The 16,365-nt window shown below is 72.1% G+C and carries 16 protein-coding genes; 4 read left to right on the forward strand and 12 right to left on the reverse strand.

What is annotated here, in order from left to right:
* Positions 1-6: 6 nt before the first annotated feature.
* Positions 7-579 carry a cob(I)yrinic acid a,c-diamide adenosyltransferase gene (locus ACWEPX_RS12485; protein WP_451897236.1) on the reverse strand — a complete coding sequence of 191 codons (573 nt, stop codon included), beginning with the start codon at positions 577-579 and terminating at the stop codon, positions 7-9.
* Between the two features lie 43 nt (positions 580-622).
* Here ACWEPX_RS12485 and murA point away from each other — a divergent pair, with 43 nt between their 5' ends.
* On the forward strand, positions 623-1,909 hold the full coding sequence (gene murA / locus ACWEPX_RS12490; RefSeq protein ID WP_451897237.1) for a UDP-N-acetylglucosamine 1-carboxyvinyltransferase: 1,287 nt from the start codon (positions 623-625) through the stop codon (positions 1,907-1,909).
* On the opposite strand, the gene ACWEPX_RS12495 is transcribed toward murA, so the two are convergent.
* Positions 1,888-2,532: a response regulator gene (locus tag ACWEPX_RS12495; RefSeq protein ID WP_451897238.1), complete on the reverse strand. Its 645-nt coding sequence runs from the start codon at positions 2,530-2,532 to the stop codon at positions 1,888-1,890. The two genes, murA and ACWEPX_RS12495, sit on opposite strands and share 22 nt — an antisense overlap.
* Positions 2,529-3,674 (reverse strand): sensor histidine kinase, encoded by a 1,146-nt coding sequence (locus ACWEPX_RS12500; protein ID WP_451897239.1) that lies wholly within the window; start codon positions 3,672-3,674, stop codon positions 2,529-2,531. Before ACWEPX_RS12500 ends, ACWEPX_RS12495 begins: the two co-directional genes overlap by 4 nt.
* Positions 3,675-3,809: 135 nt before the next feature.
* Between ACWEPX_RS12500 and ACWEPX_RS12505 the strand changes: the two genes are divergently transcribed.
* The 3 genes from ACWEPX_RS12505 (at position 3,810) to ACWEPX_RS12515 (ending at position 6,161) form a co-directional block, all read left to right on the forward strand.
* The gene (locus ACWEPX_RS12505; RefSeq protein WP_451897488.1) at positions 3,810-4,364 is read left to right on the forward strand and encodes a hypothetical protein; all 555 of its coding nucleotides are present in this window, start codon (positions 3,810-3,812) and stop codon (positions 4,362-4,364) included.
* A complete protein-coding gene (locus ACWEPX_RS12510) occupies positions 4,361-4,552 on the forward strand; it encodes a hypothetical protein (protein WP_451897240.1) in 192 nt (63 codons plus the stop codon). Before ACWEPX_RS12505 ends, ACWEPX_RS12510 begins: the two co-directional genes overlap by 4 nt.
* Before the next feature lie 124 nt (positions 4,553-4,676).
* On the forward strand, positions 4,677-6,161 hold the full coding sequence (locus ACWEPX_RS12515; protein WP_451897241.1) for a chitinase: 1,485 nt from the start codon (positions 4,677-4,679) through the stop codon (positions 6,159-6,161).
* Between the two features lie 72 nt (positions 6,162-6,233).
* On the opposite strand, the gene ACWEPX_RS12520 is transcribed toward ACWEPX_RS12515, so the two are convergent.
* From ACWEPX_RS12520 to ggt, 9 genes are all read right to left on the reverse strand, one after another.
* Positions 6,234-7,001: an enoyl-CoA hydratase-related protein gene (locus ACWEPX_RS12520; RefSeq protein ID WP_451897242.1), complete on the reverse strand. Its 768-nt coding sequence runs from the start codon at positions 6,999-7,001 to the stop codon at positions 6,234-6,236.
* 26 nt (positions 7,002-7,027) lie between these two features.
* Positions 7,028-8,272 carry a lipase family protein gene (locus ACWEPX_RS12525; RefSeq protein ID WP_451897243.1) on the reverse strand — a complete coding sequence of 415 codons (1,245 nt, stop codon included), beginning with the start codon at positions 8,270-8,272 and terminating at the stop codon, positions 7,028-7,030.
* A gap of 129 nt (positions 8,273-8,401) precedes the next feature.
* Positions 8,402-9,166 (reverse strand): ectoine/hydroxyectoine ABC transporter ATP-binding protein EhuA, encoded by a 765-nt coding sequence (gene ehuA / locus ACWEPX_RS12530; protein ID WP_451897489.1) that lies wholly within the window; start codon positions 9,164-9,166, stop codon positions 8,402-8,404.
* 4 nt (positions 9,167-9,170) lie between these two features.
* On the reverse strand, positions 9,171-9,821 hold the full coding sequence (gene ehuD / locus ACWEPX_RS12535; protein ID WP_451897244.1) for an ectoine/hydroxyectoine ABC transporter permease subunit EhuD: 651 nt from the start codon (positions 9,819-9,821) through the stop codon (positions 9,171-9,173).
* Positions 9,818-10,504: an ectoine/hydroxyectoine ABC transporter permease subunit EhuC gene (ehuC, locus tag ACWEPX_RS12540; RefSeq protein ID WP_451897245.1), complete on the reverse strand. Its 687-nt coding sequence runs from the start codon at positions 10,502-10,504 to the stop codon at positions 9,818-9,820. Before ehuC ends, ehuD begins: the two co-directional genes overlap by 4 nt.
* Before the next feature lie 4 nt (positions 10,505-10,508).
* Positions 10,509-11,390 (reverse strand): ectoine/hydroxyectoine ABC transporter substrate-binding protein EhuB, encoded by an 882-nt coding sequence (ehuB, locus tag ACWEPX_RS12545; protein ID WP_451897246.1) that lies wholly within the window; start codon positions 11,388-11,390, stop codon positions 10,509-10,511.
* A 92-nt stretch (positions 11,391-11,482) separates the two neighbouring features.
* Positions 11,483-13,507 carry a protein meaA gene (locus ACWEPX_RS12550; protein WP_451897247.1) on the reverse strand — a complete coding sequence of 675 codons (2,025 nt, stop codon included), beginning with the start codon at positions 13,505-13,507 and terminating at the stop codon, positions 11,483-11,485.
* Between the two features lie 95 nt (positions 13,508-13,602).
* Entirely contained in the window at positions 13,603-13,839 is a 237-nt protein-coding gene (locus tag ACWEPX_RS12555) for a hypothetical protein (protein ID WP_451897248.1), read from the reverse strand.
* A 629-nt stretch (positions 13,840-14,468) separates the two neighbouring features.
* Positions 14,469-16,211: a gamma-glutamyltransferase gene (gene ggt, locus ACWEPX_RS12560; protein WP_451897249.1), complete on the reverse strand. Its 1,743-nt coding sequence runs from the start codon at positions 16,209-16,211 to the stop codon at positions 14,469-14,471.
* Positions 16,212-16,365: the final 154 nt, after the last annotated feature.

Consider the following 16,365-nt stretch of genomic DNA (forward strand, 5'->3'; position numbering starts at 1 on the left):
CGCCTGCTAGCGACCTGCTCCCGGCTGCCAGAGGACGTCGCCGTCGGGGTTGGCGGTGCGGCCGAGGACGAAGAGGAGGTCGGAGAGGCGGTTGAGGTACTTGGCCGCCAGGGTGTTCGTCGTGGTGGGTTCGGCTTCCAGTTGGGCCCAGGCGTGGCGTTCGGCGCGGCGGGTGACGGTGCGGGCCTGGTGGAGGAAGGCGGCGGCCGGGGTGCCGCCGGGGAGGATGAAGGAGTTGAGCTTGGGCAGGCGGGCGTTGAACTCGTCGATCCAGCCCTCAAGGCGGGTGATGTACGGCTCGGTGATGCGCAGGGGCTCGTACGGGGGGTTCTCGGCGATCGGGGTGCACAGGTCGGCGCCGACGTCGAACAGGTCGTTCTGCACCGCGCGCAGGACGGCGGCGACCTCGGGGGCCGGGTTGCCGAGCGCCAGGACCAGGCCGATGGCGGCGTTGGCCTCGTCCACGTCCGCGTAGGCGGCCAGGCGGGGGGAGGTCTTGGGGACGCGGGTGCCGTCGCCGAGGGCGGTGGTGCCGTTGTCGCCGACCTTGGTGTAGACGCGGGTGATGTGGACGGACATACCCACAGCCTAGGCTCTGGAGCGGTCAAGGCATGATGCTTGCGTGACTGAGCATTTCCAGGTGCACGGCGGCGCCCGGCTCGTCGGTGAGGTCGAGGTCGTCGGGGCGAAGAACAGCGTGCTGAAGCTGATGGCGGCCGCGCTGCTCGCCGAGGGCACCACGACGGTGACCAACTGCCCGGAGATCCTCGACGTCCCCCTGATGGCCGATGTGCTGCGCAGCCTCGGCTGCGAGGTCGCCATCGACGGCGACACCGTCGCCATCACCACCCCGGCCGAGCTGAACCACCGCGCCGACTCCCCGTCGATGGGCAAGCTGCGGGCCAGCGTGTGCGTGCTGGGCCCGCTGGTGGGCCGGTGCAAGCGGGCCGTCGTGGCGCTGCCCGGCGGCGACGCGATCGGGTCGCGGCCGCTGGACATGCACCAGAGCGGCCTGCGCCAGCTCGGGGCGCGCACCGAGATCGAGCACGGCTGCGTCGTCGCCGAGGCCGAGGGTCTGCACGGGGCCCAGATCTGGCTGGACTTCCCCAGCGTGGGGGCCACCGAGAACATCCTGATGGCCGCCGTGCTCGCCGACGGCACCACGGTGATCGACAACGCCGCGCGCGAGCCGGAGATCGTCGACCTGTGCGTGATGCTCCAGCAGATGGGCGCCAAGATCGAGGGCGCTGGCACCTCGACGCTGACCGTGCACGGGGTGACCTCGCTGCGCCCCACCGAGCACCGCGTCGTCGGCGACCGGATCGTGGGCGCCACCTGGGCCTTCGCCGCGGCCATGACCCGCGGTGACATCACCGTCCGCGGCGTCGACCCGCACCACCTCGACCTCGTGCTGGAGAAGCTGCGCACCGCGGGCGCTGAGGTGTCCCTGCTCGACCACGGCTTCCGGGTCGTGCAGCGCGAGCGGCCCACCTCGGTCGACTTCGTCACCCTGCCCTACCCCGGCTTCGCCACCGACCTGCAGCCCTTCGCCATCGCGCTGAGCGCGATCTCCGACGGCACCTCGATGATCACCGAGAACCTCTTCGAGGCGCGGTTCCGCTTCGTCGAGGAGATGGTCCGCCTCGGCGCGGACGCGCGCACCGACGGCCACCACGCGGTCGTGCGGGGCGTCCCGGTGCTCTCCAGCGCGCCGGTCTGGGCCTCCGACATCCGCGCGGGCGTCGGCCTGGTCCTGGCCGGGCTGTGCGCCGACGGGGTGACCGAGGTGTGGGACGTCTTCCACATCGACCGCGGCTATCCGCGGTTCGTGGAGAACATGCAGCGCCTGGGCGCGGACGTGCGGCGGGTCAAGACCGACCCGGAGCGTCACACCAGCCCGGCCTCCTGAGCCAGCACCGCCGCCTGCACCCGCGAGCGCAGGTCGAGCTTGGTCAGCACCCGGGAGACGTGCGTCTTCACCGTGGCCTCGCCGATGCCCAGCTTGCGGCCGATCTGCTGGTTCGACAGGCCCTCGCCGAGGCCGACGAGCACCTCGCGCTCGCGGTCGGTCAGCAGGTCCAGGCCCGGCGGCGGCTCGGGCACGCGCGGGGCGGCCTCGGCGAAGGCGCGGATGAGCCTGCGGGTCACGCTCGGCTCGATCACCCCGTCGCCCGCGGCCACCAGCCGGACGGACTCGATCAGCCGGGCTGAGTCCACCGACTTGAGCAGGAAGCCCGCCGCGCCCGCGCGCAGCGCGCCGTAGACGTACTCGTCCATGTCGAAGGTGGTGAGCACGAGCACGGGGCAGATCCCGTCGCCCACCAGCCTTCGGGTGGCCTCGATGCCGTCGACGTCGGGCATGCGCACGTCCATCAGCACCAGGTCGGGGCGCAGCGCGCGGGCCTTGCGAACGGCGGCGGCGCCGTCGCCCGCCTCGGCGACGACCTCGATGCCCTCGGCGCCGTCGAGGATCAGGCACAGCCCGGCCCGGATGGCGGCGTGGTCGTCGGCGACCAGGACGCGGATGCTCACGGTTCCTCCAGCGGCAGTTCGGCGCGCACGTGCCAGCGGTCGCCGCGCGGCCCGGCCGACAGCGCGCCGCCGACCGCCGCGGCGCGCTCGGTCATCGACAGCAGCCCGGTGCCCGAGCCGCGCTCGCGGGGCGTCAGGACATCGTTGACCACCTCGACCACCAGCCGCCCGTCGGCCTGGCGGACGCTGACCTCAGCGCGGGCCCCGCCGTGCTTGACCGCGTTCGTCAGCGCCTCCTGCACGATCCGGTAGGCCGAGAGGTCGACCGCGGCGGGCAGCTCGCCCACCTCGGCGCTGGCCGCGACGTCCAGGCCCGCCGCGCGGGCGGAGCCGATTAGGTTAGCGAGGTCGCGCAGCCGCGCGGGGGCGGTCAGCGCGTCCGGGGACTCCGAGCGCAGCAGGCCGATCATGGCGCGCATCTCGGTCAGCGCGGCGACGCTGTTCTCCCGCACCGAGCGCAGCACCGCGCGGGTGGTCGCGTCGCCCCCGTAGCGGGAGAGCAGCGCCTCGGACTGGATGGCGACCGCCGAGACGTGCCCGGCGATGACGTCGTGCAGGTCGCGGGCCATCGCGGCGCGCTCGCGCTGCACGGCGGCGGCGCGGTCGAGCTCGGCGATCTGGGCGAGCTGGTCGGCGCGGGCGCGCTCGGCCTCGGCGGCCTCGCGCTGGCGGCGCACGTTGGCCGCCCACCAGACCGGCACCAGCGGGATGGGCGCGAGGGTGAGGAAGTACATCGTGGCGTCGCGCAGGTCCCGGCCCAGGGTCAGGGAGAACGCCGCGGCGACCACCACCCCGGCGAAGGCCATGGCCAGCAGCACCCGGCTGGCCCGGCGCGACCCGTTGAGCACCGCCGAGTACAGCAGGTCGCCCGAGGACAGCAGGGCGGCCAGCGACAGGCCCATCGCGGCGTCGACGGCCAGCAGCGGCTGCGCGGCGACGAGCACGGCCACCGGGTGGCGGTGGCGGGCCAGGTGCAGGGTGGCCAGGGCGCCCAGCACGAGCAGCCGGGCCCAGTCCGGGGCGGGCACCAGCGCCTCGTCGACCACCAGCGGCACGTCCAGGGCCAGCAGGACGCTGCCGAAGCCGAACCAGATGGCCGCGTGCCAGACCGGCGTCTCCCACGGCCTCCTCCTGCGTTCCACGCGGTCATCACAGCACAGCGGCCCGCGCGCGGCGTCCGTCGTTCGTCGGACGTCCGCCGAAGTGATGAGGTCGGGTCGCCAGGTCGTCCGACGCGGCGGGCGGGGGCCCGCGGGCACGCTGGGGTCGTGGAATGGATGGGGGAGAACCCGCTGGTCACCTTGATCGGGGCCTGCGAGGTCGGATTCTGGGTGCTGCTGGGGGCCGGGCTGGTCGCGCGGTACGCGCTGCGGTGGCGCCGGGTCGGCGCGGCGCTGCTGATCGGCTCGCCGGTGCTCGACGTGGTGCTGCTCGTGGCCACGGTCATCGACCTGCGCCGGGGCGGTGAGGCCGGGACGGCGCACGCGCTGGGGGCGACCTACCTCGGCTTCACCGTCACCTTCGGACACAGCGTGGTCCGCTGGGCCGACGTGCGGGTGGCCCACCGCTTCGCGGGCGGTCCGCCGCCGGTGAAGCTGCCCAAGGCGGGGCCGGTGCGGGTGGCCCACGAGTGGCGGGAGTGGGGCAAGTGCGTGCTGGCGTGCGGGATCGCCGCCGTGCTGATCCTGTTCCTGTCGTTCGTCGTCGGCACGCCGGAGCAGACCGAGCTGCTGTGGCGGGACTGGCTGCCCAACCTGGGGTACCTCACCGGGCTGTGGTTCCTGTTCGGTCCTGTGTGGAGCTTGACGGCCCGGGAGGGGGCGCGCGCATGAGGGAGGGCATCGGGCTGCTGCTGTGCATCCAGGCGGTCGGCGGGGGGCTGTCGGCGCTGCTGGACGGGTCGCGCAGCTGGTTCCTGCAGCGGTACATCGTCCCGGAGGCGGTGCAGGTGCCCGCGAGCGTTGTCATGCTCGGGCTCGGGTTGGTCCTGCTGTGGTCTGCCTGGGAGCGCAACCGCTGAACCGGGCGTACCGGATTGTCTCGCTGGTCAAGCTACGGACGTCCGGCCAGCGGGCGCGGGGCTTGACACCGGCAATGGTCTAGTCCATTTTGAGGGCACCCTGCATGCCCTCTGGAGGCAAGCCATGACGTCCCAAGCCAAGCGGGCGATCGCCGCCCTCGTCGCCGCCGTCTCGGTGTGCGCCGGGTTGGTGCTGTCCTTCTCCGGCAGCGCCGCCGCGGCCAACCTGCTGCTCAACCCCGGGTTCGAGACCGGGTCCCTGACCGGGTGGACCTGCTCGGGCTCCGGGTCGGCCTCCTCGGCCGACAAGAAGTCCGGCTCCTACGCCCTGACCGCGACCCCGGCCGGGCAGGACAACGCCCGGTGCTCGCAGACCGTCACCGTCCAGCCCAACGCCCGGTACACGCTCTCGGCGTGGGTCAAGGGCTCCTACACCTACCTCGGCGCCAGCGGCACCGGCACCGGCGATGTCAGCACGTGGTCGTCGTCGACGGGGTGGTCGCAGCTGACCACCTCGTTCACCACCGGCGGCGCCACCCGCCAGGTCACGGTGTACCTGCACGGCTGGTACGGCCAGCCCGCGTACTTCGCCGACGACGTCAACCTCGACGGCCCGGGCACCGAGCCCACGCTGACCACGACGCCGACCACCTCGGTCACCACCAGCACGACCACGACGACCACGTTGACGACCACCACCCAGGTGCCGCCGACGGGCCTGCCCAAGCACGTGCTGACCGGCTACTGGCACAACTTCGACAACGGCGCGCGCGTGCTCAAGATCGCCGATGTGCCCACCACGTACGACATCATCGCCGTGTCCTTCGCCGACGCCGTCCCGGGCGTGCAGGGCGCGGTGGACTTCAACCTCGACCCGACCCTGGCCAGCAAGCTCGGCGGCTACACCGACGAGCAGTTCAAGGCCGACATCCGCACCGCCCAGGCCCGCGGCCAGAAGGTGATCATCTCCGTCGGCGGCGAGAAGGGCACGATCTGGGTCGGCTCGTCCTCCGCGGCGACGGCGTTCGCCAACTCGGTGGTCGCGCTGATCCGCGAGTACGGCTTCGACGGCGTGGACATCGACCTGGAGAACGGCATCAACGCCACCTACATGGCCCAGGCGCTGCGGGCCATCCACGCGGGCGGCGGCAAGATCATCACGATGGCGCCGCAGACGATCGACATGCAGTCCACCCAGGCCGCCTACTTCCAGCTCGCGCTGGCGGTCAAGGACATCCTGACGATCGTCAACATGCAGTACTACAACTCGGGCACGATGCTCGGCTGCGACCAGGGCGTCTACGCCCAGGGCACGGTCGACTTCCTGACCTCGCTGGCCTGCATCCAGCTGCAGAACGGCCTGCGCCCGGACCAGGTCGGCCTCGGCCTGCCGTCCTCGACCCGCGCGGCGGGCGGGGGCTACCAGTCCCCGGCCAACGTCAACCGGGCGCTGGACTGCCTGACCCGCGGCACCAACTGCGGCAACTTCCGCCCATCGACCACCTACCCGTCGCTGCGCGGTGCGATGACGTGGTCGATCAACTGGGACGCCTCGAACGGGTACGCATTCGCCAACTCGGTGGCTGCGCACCTGGACACCCTGCCGTAAGAGAAGAGGCAGTCCCGGGGGGACGTGCGCGGCGGTTCTCGAGGGCGTCCGCCGCGCACGTTCGTTCCCCAGCTAGTCCGGCCACACCGGGGCGCGTTTGCCCAGGAAGGCGGCCATGCCCTCCTGGGCCCCGGGCAGCTGGGCCGCCTCGGCCATGACATCGAGCGCGATGTCGTAGGCGTCGTCCTCGGGGCGGTCCAGCTGGGCGTAGAGGGTGCGCTTGCCCAGGGCCTTGCTGGCCCGGCTGCCGCGGGTGGCGCGGGCCAGCAGGTCGGCCACCGCGGCGTCGAGCTCGGCGGCGGGGACGGCGTAGTTGACCAGGCCCCAGTCCCGGGCGGTCGCCGCGTCGATCGGGTCGCCGGTCAGGGCCAGCTCCATCAGCCGCTTGCGGCCGACCGACCGCGCCACCGGGACGGCCGGGGTGTGGCAGAACCACCCGCCCTTGCCGCCCGGCAGCGCGAAGGCCGCGGTGTCCGCGGCCACGGCCAGGTCGCAGGAGGCGACCAGCTGGCAGCCCGCCGCCGTCGCCAGCCCCTGCACCCGGGCGACGACGACCTGCGGGATGTCCTGGATGGTCCGCATGACCTCGGTGCACAGCCGCAGCAGGTCCCGCACCCCGACCACGTCCCGCGCGGCCACGTCGGCGAAGTCGTGGCCCGCGGAGAACACCGGCCCGGCGGCGGCCAGGACCAGCCCGGTGGCGTCGGTCTCGCCCGCCTGCTGGAAGGCGTCGAGCAGCTCGGTGAGGTGGTCGGCGGAGAGGGCGTTGCGGCGGGACGGCCGGTTCATGGTGATGCGGACGGTGTCCTCGGCGCGGTCGACCAGGATGTGCTGGTACATGCGCTCGACGGTAGCGCGTGCCCGCGCTACAGCACCGGGGCCGCCCAGCAGTTGTCCGGGGCGGGCAGGCCCGCGAAGCGGCCCTCCAGCCAGCCGAACACCGCCGGGTAGGCCGCGACGGCCCCGCCGACGTGGGTGGGGGCCAGGTTCGGGGCGAACAGGACCCGGGCGCCCTTGCCGCACCAGTCCAGGACCGCCTTCTTGCCGACGCCGTACGGGATCACGTCGTCCAGCCTGCTGTGCGAGACGAACATCGGCGCCGCGGGCTTGGCCCGGCCGATCAGCTGCTCGTCGACCATCGCCTTGAGCTGCGGGTTGGTCTTGAGCAGGTCGGTCAGGGGCTTGCCGTCGGCGGTGAGCGTCGAGGAGCGGGTGAAGGCGAACCGCGCCACCGCCTCGATCGTGCAGTGGTCCTCCAGCTCGGCGAACAGCGCCCGGCCGCGCGCGTTGAGGAACGGGTCCATGTCGATGCCGTAGCCCGCGCCCAGGCCGACGGCGGCGTAGCCGAGGAAGGCCGCGTACAGCCCGCCGTCGAGGTTCGCGCCCACCTGCTGCAGGTCGGCGGGGATCGCGCCCGCCGCGACGCCCTTGAGGTCGAGCTCGGGGGCGTAGCCGGGGGCCAGCTCGGCGGCGGCCGCGGCGGCCCCGCCGCCCTGGGAGTACCCGGCGATGGCGACCGGGCCGTCGTCGGGCAGGCCTGCCTCGGGCAGGCGCTGGGCGGCGCGGATGGCGTCGAGCACCGCGCGGCCGGAGACGACGCGGTTGACGTAGGTGTGGGTGCCGGGGGTGCCCAGGCCCTCGTAGTCGGTGATCGCGATGCCGTAGCCGCGCAGCAGCAGGCCCTGCAGGAACGGGCCCTCGTACTCGCTGCCCACCGCGAGCTGGCGGGAGGGCGCGCAGTGGTCGCCGAGGCCCTGGGTGCCCGCGGCGTAGCCGATGATCGGGCGCAGGCCCGCGCCCCGCCACGCCGCGCGCGGCGTGATGACCGTGCCCGTGATGGCGATCGGGGTGCCGTCGCGGTCGGTGGTGCGGTACATGACCCGGTTGACCTCGGCGTCGACCTGCACCAGCTTGAGCGGGTCGAGGTAGAAGGCCGCGGGCTCGGACCGCACGACGTCGCCGTCGCGCGCGGGCAGGGTGGCGGGCGGGTCGTAGAACGAGGGCTGGGCGGGGGACGAGGGCTGGGCGGGGGACGCCAGGGCGGCCGGGGCGGCGAGCAGGCCGGTGGCGGCGGCGAGCGCGATCAGCCCGAGTCGGGAGCGCAGGGCCACGGGGACTCCTTGGTCGCGGAACCGGAAGCTACCCGGGAGTAGGGTTAGCTCCGCCACCGTCGCGCCCCGCCGTCGGCGCTGTCAATGCCGGCCCGGCCGCGTTGTTCGCGGGAACAACGGCCGTTGTGCTCAGGACCTGTCGAGCACCGCGTGCAGGAACTCGCGGGTGCGGGCCTCGCGCGGCTCGGTGAACAGCTGCTCGGGCGGCCCGTGCTCCACGATCCGGCCGTGGTCGAACATCATCACCCGGTCCGACACCTGCCGCGCGAAGCCCATCTCGTGGGTCACGCACAGGAAGGTGATGTCGGTCGTCCTGGCGATGTCGCCGAGCAGGTCGAGCACGCCCGCCACCAGCTCCGGGTCCAGCGCCGAGGTCACCTCGTCGAGCAGCAGCACGTCCGGGCGCATCGCCAGCGCCCGGGCGATCGCCACCCGCTGCTGCTGCCCGCCGGAGAGCCGGGTCGGGTGCTCGTCGGCCTTGTCGGTGAGCCCGACCAGCTCCAGCAGCTCGCGCGCGCGGTGCTCGGCCTCGGCCGCGGTCAGCCCGAGCACGTGCACCGGGGCCTCGGTGATGTTGCGCAGCACGCTCATGTTCGGGAACAGGTTGAACTGCTGGAACACCATCCCGATCCGCCGCCGCGCGCGGGCCAGGTGCCGGTCGTCGGCCGGGACCAGCCGCCCGCCGCGGCGCATGTGCGACAGCGGCTCGCCGCCGACGGTGATCACGCCGTCGGTGACCCGCTCCAGCGTCATCAGCAGCCGCAGGATCGTCGTCTTGCCCGACCCGCTCGGCCCGATCAGGGACACGAACTCGCCCGGGGCGACGGTGAGGTCGAGGTGGTCGAGCACGGTGTTGTCGCCGAAGCGCTTGACCACGCCGTCGAATCGGACCATCGGCTCATCGGTGTGCGACACGGCGCTCCAGTTTCCGGACCAGCAGGGACGCGGGGTAGCTCAGCAGCAGGAACAGCAGGCCCGCGATCGTGTAGACCTCGACGAACCGGTACGCCTGGCTGCCCTCGGCCTTGGCCGCGCTGACCAGGTCCACGACGCTGATGGCCAGCAGCAGCGGCGTCTCCTTGAACATCGAGATGGTGTAGTTGCCCAGCGCGGGCAGCACCCGCGGCACCGCCTGCGGCAGGATGACGGCCGTCCACATGCGACGCCGCGGCAGGCTCAGCGCGCACGCCGCCTCCCACTGCCCCTTCGGCACCGCGTCGATGCCCGCGCGGTACACCTCGGCGGTGTAGCAGGCGTAGTGGATGCCGATGACCAGCACGCCGGTGGTGAACGCCGACATCCGGATGCCCAGCGCCGACGGGAAGAGGTAGTAGACGGCGAACAGCTGCACCAGCAGCGGCGTGCTGCGGACGAACTCGATGAACGCCTGCATCACCAGCCCCGCGTACGGCGCCCGGCGGACCAGCGCGAACACCAGGCCCAGCGAGTAGGCCAGCAGCGAGCCGAGCACGGTGATCTCCAGCGTGGTCAGCAGACCGCGCAGGATGGCGGGCATCGACGCCCAGACGAAGTCCCAGTCCCAGGTCACGCGCTCACCCCCGCCTTGACCGGGGCCCGGCCGACCCGGCGGGCGAAGACCCGCTCCAGCAGCCGCATCACCTGCGTGATCAGCAGCGCCAGCACCAGGTACATCAGCAGCTCGACGCCGTAGATGAAGCCGATGTCCGCGCCGAAGACCGGCACCAGCGTCTGGCCGCGCTGCACGATCTCCTGCACCTGGACGAACGACAGCAGCGCCGTGCTCTTGAGCAGCTGGATGAACAGGACGTTGAACGGCGGCGCCATCTCCACCAGCGCCTGCGGCAGCACCACGCGCCGCATCCGCTGCGCGGCGGTGAAGTTCAGCGCCACCGCGCCTTCCACCTGGGCCTTGGGCACCGACCGCACGGCCCCGCGGACGATCTCCGCGCCGTAGGCGCCGTGGTTGAGGCCCAGCACGAGCACGCCCGCGAACAGCGGCACGAGCTGCAGGCCGACCAGGACCGGCAGGGCGAAGAAGATCCAGAACAGCTGGACGACCTCGGACGTGCCGCGGAAGACCTCCACGTAGGCCCGGCTGACCGCGCGCACCGCCCGCGAGCGCGACAGCATGGCCAGCCCCGCCACCAGCGAGAGCACGATGGTCAGCGCGATGCCGCCCAGCGTGGCCACGACGGTGAAGGGCAGTCCTTGGAGCAGTACCTCGACTATGCGCGAGTGGTTGTCGGACACGGGATCAGGCGGCGCAGAGCTTCTCGGTCGTCAGGTCGGGGCCCGGCAGGTTGTCCGCGCCGAAGCCGAACGGCTCGACGATGCGCAGCCATTCGCCGCTGCTGTGCAGCTTGGCCAGCTCGGCGTTGAAGGCGTCGCGCAGCGCGGTGTCGCCGCTGCGGAAGACGAACCCGCCCGCGGAGACCACGTCCTGCCCGTCGGACTTGGGCACGAACCCGGGGGTGACCTCGACGGCCACGCCCGCGTTGGTCTTGACCAGGTGCTTGAGCGAGATGTCGGTCAGCGCGGCGGCGTAGACGCGGCCGTCGGCCACCGCGCGCAGCAGGGTGTCCTGCGTGTCGAGGGTCTGGATGTCGGTGACGCCCGCGGCCTCGGCGTAGCCCTTCTCCACCGCGGCCGACAGCACGGCCAGCGACACGCCCTTCGCCTTCACGCTGGCGAAGTCGGTGACGCCCTCGGGGTTGCCCTTGGGCACCAGCAGCGCGGTCAACGCTGTGTAGTCGGGGATGGAGAAGGCGACCTGGCCGCAGCGCTCCGGGGTGATGTTCATGCCCGCGGCCACCATGTCGAACTGGCGCGCGTTCACCCCGGGGATCAGGCCGTCGAAGTTGGTGGCGACGGCCTCGACGTCGTTGATTCCCAACGCCTTGAACACCGCGCGGGCGACCTCGGGGGCCTCGCCGGTGACCCGGCCGCCCGCGTCGGTGAAGCCGTAGGGCGCCTCGTTGGCGATGCCGATGCGGATCTTCCCGTTCTGGCGCGCGGTTTCCAGGGTGTTCCCGGGCTCGGCGACCTGGCTGCACGCGGAGAGCACCGGCACCGAGATGGCCCCCGCCAACGCTGTTCTCCGGAAGAAATCCCGGCGCGTCCAACCCTGGTAGACCATCGCTCGCCCCTTTTCGTGCATGCGTGTGCGTTCCGTGTCTGGGCACCGAACGTAACGGCATACTCCGATCGGGTCAACCGAATCGGCACAAATCAGGCGTTGACCAGGCCGTTCGCCTCCCGGATGACGTCGACGACCGCGTTCATGATCTCGGTCATCTCGTAGTCCTTCGGCGTGAAGACACGGGCAACACCCTGTTCGAGCAACGATTTCGCATCATCTGGCGGCACGATGCCGCCCACCACAACGGGAATGTCGCCCGCGCCCGCCGCGCGCAGTCCCTCGACCACCGCGGGAACGGCCTCCAGGTGCGAGCCGGAGAGGATCGACAGACCCACCACGTGCACGCCTTCCTGCACGGCGGCGGCGACGATCTGCTCCGCCGTAAGGCGAATCCCCTGGTACACGACCTCGAAGCCGGTGTCGCGGGCGCGCACGGCGATCTGCTCGGCGCCGTTGGAATGCCCGTCCAGGCCGGGTTTGCCGACGAGCATCCGCAGCCGCTCGCCCAGCTCCTCGCCGGTCGCCTTGACCCGCGCGCGCACCGCGCCGAGCGCCGCGCCCGCCTCGCCGGAGGCCGACACGCCGGAAACCCCGGTGGGGGCGCGGTATTCGCCGAACATCTCGCGCAGGGCGGCCGACCACTCGCCGGTGGTCACGCCCGCGCGGGCGCAGGCCAGGGTGGCGTCCATGAGGTTGGCGTCGGTCTTGGCCGCGGCCTTGAGGTCGGCGATCGCCTTGGCCACCGCGTCGTTGTCGCGTTCGGACCGCCAGGCGGCGATCGCGGCGACGGCCTCCCGCTCGGCCACGGGGTCGACGGTCTCGATGGCCTTGACCCCGCCGGCCTGCAACGGGCTCGGCTCGGTGCCCTCGAACCGGTTCACCCCGACGATGATCTCCTCGCCCGCCTCGATCCGCCTGCGGCGCTCGGCCAGGGAGGACACCATCTGCGTCTTCATGTAGCCGTTCTCGACCGCCGCGACCGCCCCGCCCATCGCCTGCACCCGGTCGATCTCGGCCTTCGCGCCCGCGACGATCTCGTCCACTTTGGCCTGGATCACCGGGGAGCCGTCGAAGATGTCCTCGTACTCCAGCAGGTCGGTCTCGTAGGCGAGGACCTGCTGCATGCGCAGCGCCCACTGCTGGTCCCACGGCCGCGGCAGACCCAGCGCCTCGTTCCACGCGGGAAGCTGGATCGCCCGGGCGCGTGCCGTGCGCGACAGCGACACGGCCAGCATCTCCAGCACGATCCGCTGGACGTTGTTCTCCGGCTGGGCCTCGGTCAGCCCGAGGGAGTTGACCTGCACGCCGTAGCGGAACCGGCGCTGCTTGGGGTCGGCGATGCCGTAGCGGTCGCGGGTGATCTCGTCCCACAGCTGGGTGAAGGCGCGCATCTTGCACATCTCCTCGATGAACCGCACGCCCGCGTTGACGAAGAAGGAGATGCGCGCGACGACGTCGCCGAAGCGCTCCTCGGGCACCTGCCCGGAGTTCTTCACCGCGTCGAGCACGGCGATGGCCGTGCACATCGCGTAGGCGACCTCCTGGACGGGGGTCGCGCCGACCTCTTGCAGGTGGTAGCTGCAGATGTTGATCGGGTTCCACTTCGGCACGTTGGCCACGGTCCAGGCCACCATGTCGGTGATCAGCCGCAGGCTGGGGCCGGGCGGGAAGACGTAGGTGCCGCGGGAGAGGTACTCCTTGATGATGTCGTTCTGCGTGGTCCCGGCCAGCTTGCCGACCACGTCGTGCCAGTCCTGCCCCTCGGCCTCCGCCTGCTCCTGGGCGACGGTCACGTAGAGCGACAGCAGCCACATCGCGGTGGCGTTGATCGTCATGGAGGTGTTGGCGCTGTGCAGGGGGATGCCGTCGAACAGCGCCCGCATGTCGCCGATGTGGCTGACCGGCACGCCGACCTTGCCGACCTCGCCGCGGGCGAGCTCGTGGTCGGGGTCGTAGCCGGTCTGGGTGGGCAGGTCGAAGGCCACCGAGAGCCCGGTCTGCCCCTTGGCCAGGTTCCGCCGGTACAGCTCGTTGGACTTCCTGGCCGACGAGTGCCCGGCGTAGGTCCGCATGACCCACGGCCGGTCTCGCTCGCGATCAGCGGGGTACGGCACCGTCAACCTCCGTTCACACGCCTTTCGGCGAAGCGTACTGGCCAGTAACGCAAGCCCGCCGGTGCAATACCTCACAGGATCGGTCGAGAACCCGACTACGGAGCGTCGTCGAGCAGCGTGTCGATCGCCCGCCGCTCATCAGCCGGGAAGACCAGGATGCGCAGCGACTCCCCGTCGGGCGAGGGCACCGTCGTAGCCCGCACCCCAACCTCCCGCAACCGCTCGGAAACCACCTCCGCAGCCCGCCGACTAGGCACCTTGGCGACCTCCCGCAACATGCCGTAGTCCCGCTTGCGGTCCCCCGCCATCGCCCACCGCAACACCAACCCCAACAGACCGATGACAACCAACGACACAAGAGTCAGAAACGGCCCGGGCAAATTCACCCCCCAATCATGCGCCCCCACCCCCGCCCCCAACACCCCCTCCACACCAGCCACCCCCGCCCCCAACCCTCACACCGGCCACCCCCCGACCAGCCACCCCCGCCCCCACCAACCCAAGGTGACGGTCTGTGAGCCCGCCGCCTCACCCGCACCAGGCGCTCGGCAGCCCAGCCCCACTCCACCTCAACCAACCTGAGGTGCCCGCACCCAACCAACCCACAGCCACCCATCCCGACAACCCCCCGCCCAACCATGCCCACTCGGACACGCCAGCCCAGCCAAACCCCGTCCGGCCGGTTCGAGTTGCCAGGCCCGCCCAAGCCCTGCGCGGGCAGCGCGGCCGGGCCGGACGAGCCAGGCCCTACCTGGCCTGCGTGGCCGTCCCCGCCCAAGCCCTCCACGCCCAACCATGGCCGGGTAGCCCGTGGTGTGTCTGGACTGGACCGGTCCGGCGGTTGGCGTGCTTGGCACGGTGTGGTCGGACTGACATGGCTCGACCGGCCTGCCGTAGTCGCGCTGGCCCCGTTGACCGCCGTGGTCGGGTGGCTGTCGTTTGGGGGTGGGGAGGGGAGTGATTAGGGCTCGGGGGTTACTACGGCTGCGTGGGTGCCGCCGCGGCGGTGGGGTTCGCCTACTGCTTTGGTGTGGGTTGGGGTGAATTCGAGGGCTGCGGCGGCGCCGATGGCGGGTTGTTGGGTGAAGCGGTGGCCTAGGTGGGTGAGGTGGTCGGCGGTGGCGATGAAGGCGGGTTCGGCGAGGGTGGTGGGGGTGTTGCGCTGGGAGGCGCGGGGGGCGGCTACGGCCTCGCGGAGGGTCATGCCGAAGTCGATGCGGTTGACCAGGATTTGCAGGACCGTGGTGATGATGGTGGAGCCGCCGGGGGAGCCCAGGGCCAGGAAGGGCTTGCCGTCGTGCAGGACGATCGTGGGGGACATGCTGGAGCGGGGGCGTTTGCCCGGGGCGGGGAGGTTGGGGTCGGGGGCGGTGCCCTGGGTCGGGGTGAAGTTGAAGTCGGTCAGCTCGTTGTTGAGCAGGAAGCCGCGGCCGGGGACGACGATGCCGCTGCCGCCGACCTCCTCGATCGTGTTGGTGTAGGAGACGATGTTGCCGCGGGCGTCGGAGACCACGAAGTGGTTGGTGTGCACCTCGTTCTCCATCGACGGCGCGCTCGGCGGGGCCGGGGTGCACTCGTGGTCGCCGTACGGGTTGCCCGGGGCAGCGGGGGCCGGGAGGACGCGGATCGGGTCGATCAGGCAGGCGCGGGCCTGGCCGTAGGACTCCATGAGCAGCTGGCGCTGGGGCACGCGGACGAAGGCCGGGTCGCCGATGTAGCGGTTGCGGTCGGCGTAGGCGAGCTTGCTGGCCTCCAGGTAGTAGTGCAGCGCCTGCTGGCGGTCCAGCGAGCTGAGGTCGAACCGCTCCAGGCTGTTGAGCGCCATCCCGACGGTCATCCCGCCGCTGGACGACGGCGCCATCCCGTACACGTCGTACCCGCGGTAGTTCACGTGCGTCGGCGCGCGGTCGATCGTGCGGTAGCGGCGCAGGTCGTGGATCGTCATGCGGCCCGACGGCGGGTCGATGGTGGCGTCGGGGGCCAGCGGCGGGTGCTGCACCGCGTCGACCACGTCGCGGCCGATCGCCCCGCCGTAGAAGGCGCGGGTGCCGTGCCGGGCGATCTCGCGGTACGTCGCCGCCAGGTCCAGGTTGCGCATGAGCGTGCCGACGGCGGGCACCGAGCCGCCGGGCAGGAACAGCTCCGACGACGACGAGAACTGCCGGAACCGGTCCTGGTTCGCCACGATCTCCTCGCGCAGCGTCGGCGTCAGCGGCCAGCCGCGCTCGGCGACATCGATGGCGGGGGCCAGCGCGTCGGCCAGGCCGAAGCGGCCCCACCGGTGCAGGGCGCGCTCCCAGGTGGCCAGCATCCCGGGGGTGCCGACCGAGAGCCCGCTGGTCACCGCCTCCTCGTGCGGGTACGCCTGACCGGTCGCCGGATTGATGAACATCCGCTCGTGCCCGGCGTGGGGGGTGGTCTCGCGGCCGTCGATGGTGGACACCCGGCCGGTGCGCGCGTCGTAGTGCACCCAGTACCCGCCGCCGCCCAGGCCCGCCATCATCGGGTCGGTGACGCCGAGGGTGGCCGCCACCGCGACCGCGGCGTCGGCCGCCGTGCCGCCGCGGCGCAGCACCGCCAGCCCGGCCGCGGTCGCCTCCGCGGTGTCGGAGACCACGGCCCCGCCGCGCCCGACGGCGTAGTCGGTCGACGCCGAGGCGACCGGAGCGGCGACCAGCCCGATGGCCAGCAGCAGCGTGGTCAAAAGCGTTGTGGCGCATGGTTTTCGCATGACCTTCCCCGCTTCCTGTCGAGAGGTCCGTGCTTCCATCCTCGCCCCGGGGCGGGGGGCGGGGCCACAGGAAGGTCACGGCCTGTGGATAACTTCGCCGGTGTCGGTGCGGGCGGCTAGCGTCCGG

The organism is Actinokineospora sp. NPDC004072, from assembly GCF_053604195.1.

What these genes read in the sequence shown, in the direction of transcription:
- ACWEPX_RS12520 (WP_451897242.1), bottom strand. Translation starts at nt 7,001, where the DNA reads ATGTACCAGCACATCCTGGTCGACCGCGCCGAGGACACCGTCCGCATC.
- ehuB (WP_451897246.1), bottom strand. Translation starts at nt 11,390, where the DNA reads ATGGTCTACCAGGGTTGGACGCGCCGGGATTTCTTCCGGAGAACAGCG.
- ACWEPX_RS12505 (WP_451897488.1), top strand. Translation starts at nt 3,810, where the DNA reads ATGGGGGAGAACCCGCTGGTCACCTTGATCGGGGCCTGCGAGGTCGGA.
- ACWEPX_RS12510 (WP_451897240.1), top strand. Translation starts at nt 4,361, where the DNA reads ATGAGGGAGGGCATCGGGCTGCTGCTGTGCATCCAGGCGGTCGGCGGG.
- ACWEPX_RS12515 (WP_451897241.1), top strand. Translation starts at nt 4,677, where the DNA reads ATGACGTCCCAAGCCAAGCGGGCGATCGCCGCCCTCGTCGCCGCCGTC.
- ACWEPX_RS12485 (WP_451897236.1), bottom strand. Translation starts at nt 579, where the DNA reads ATGTCCGTCCACATCACCCGCGTCTACACCAAGGTCGGCGACAACGGC.
- ehuA (WP_451897489.1), bottom strand. Translation starts at nt 9,166, where the DNA reads ATGGTCCGATTCGACGGCGTGGTCAAGCGCTTCGGCGACAACACCGTG.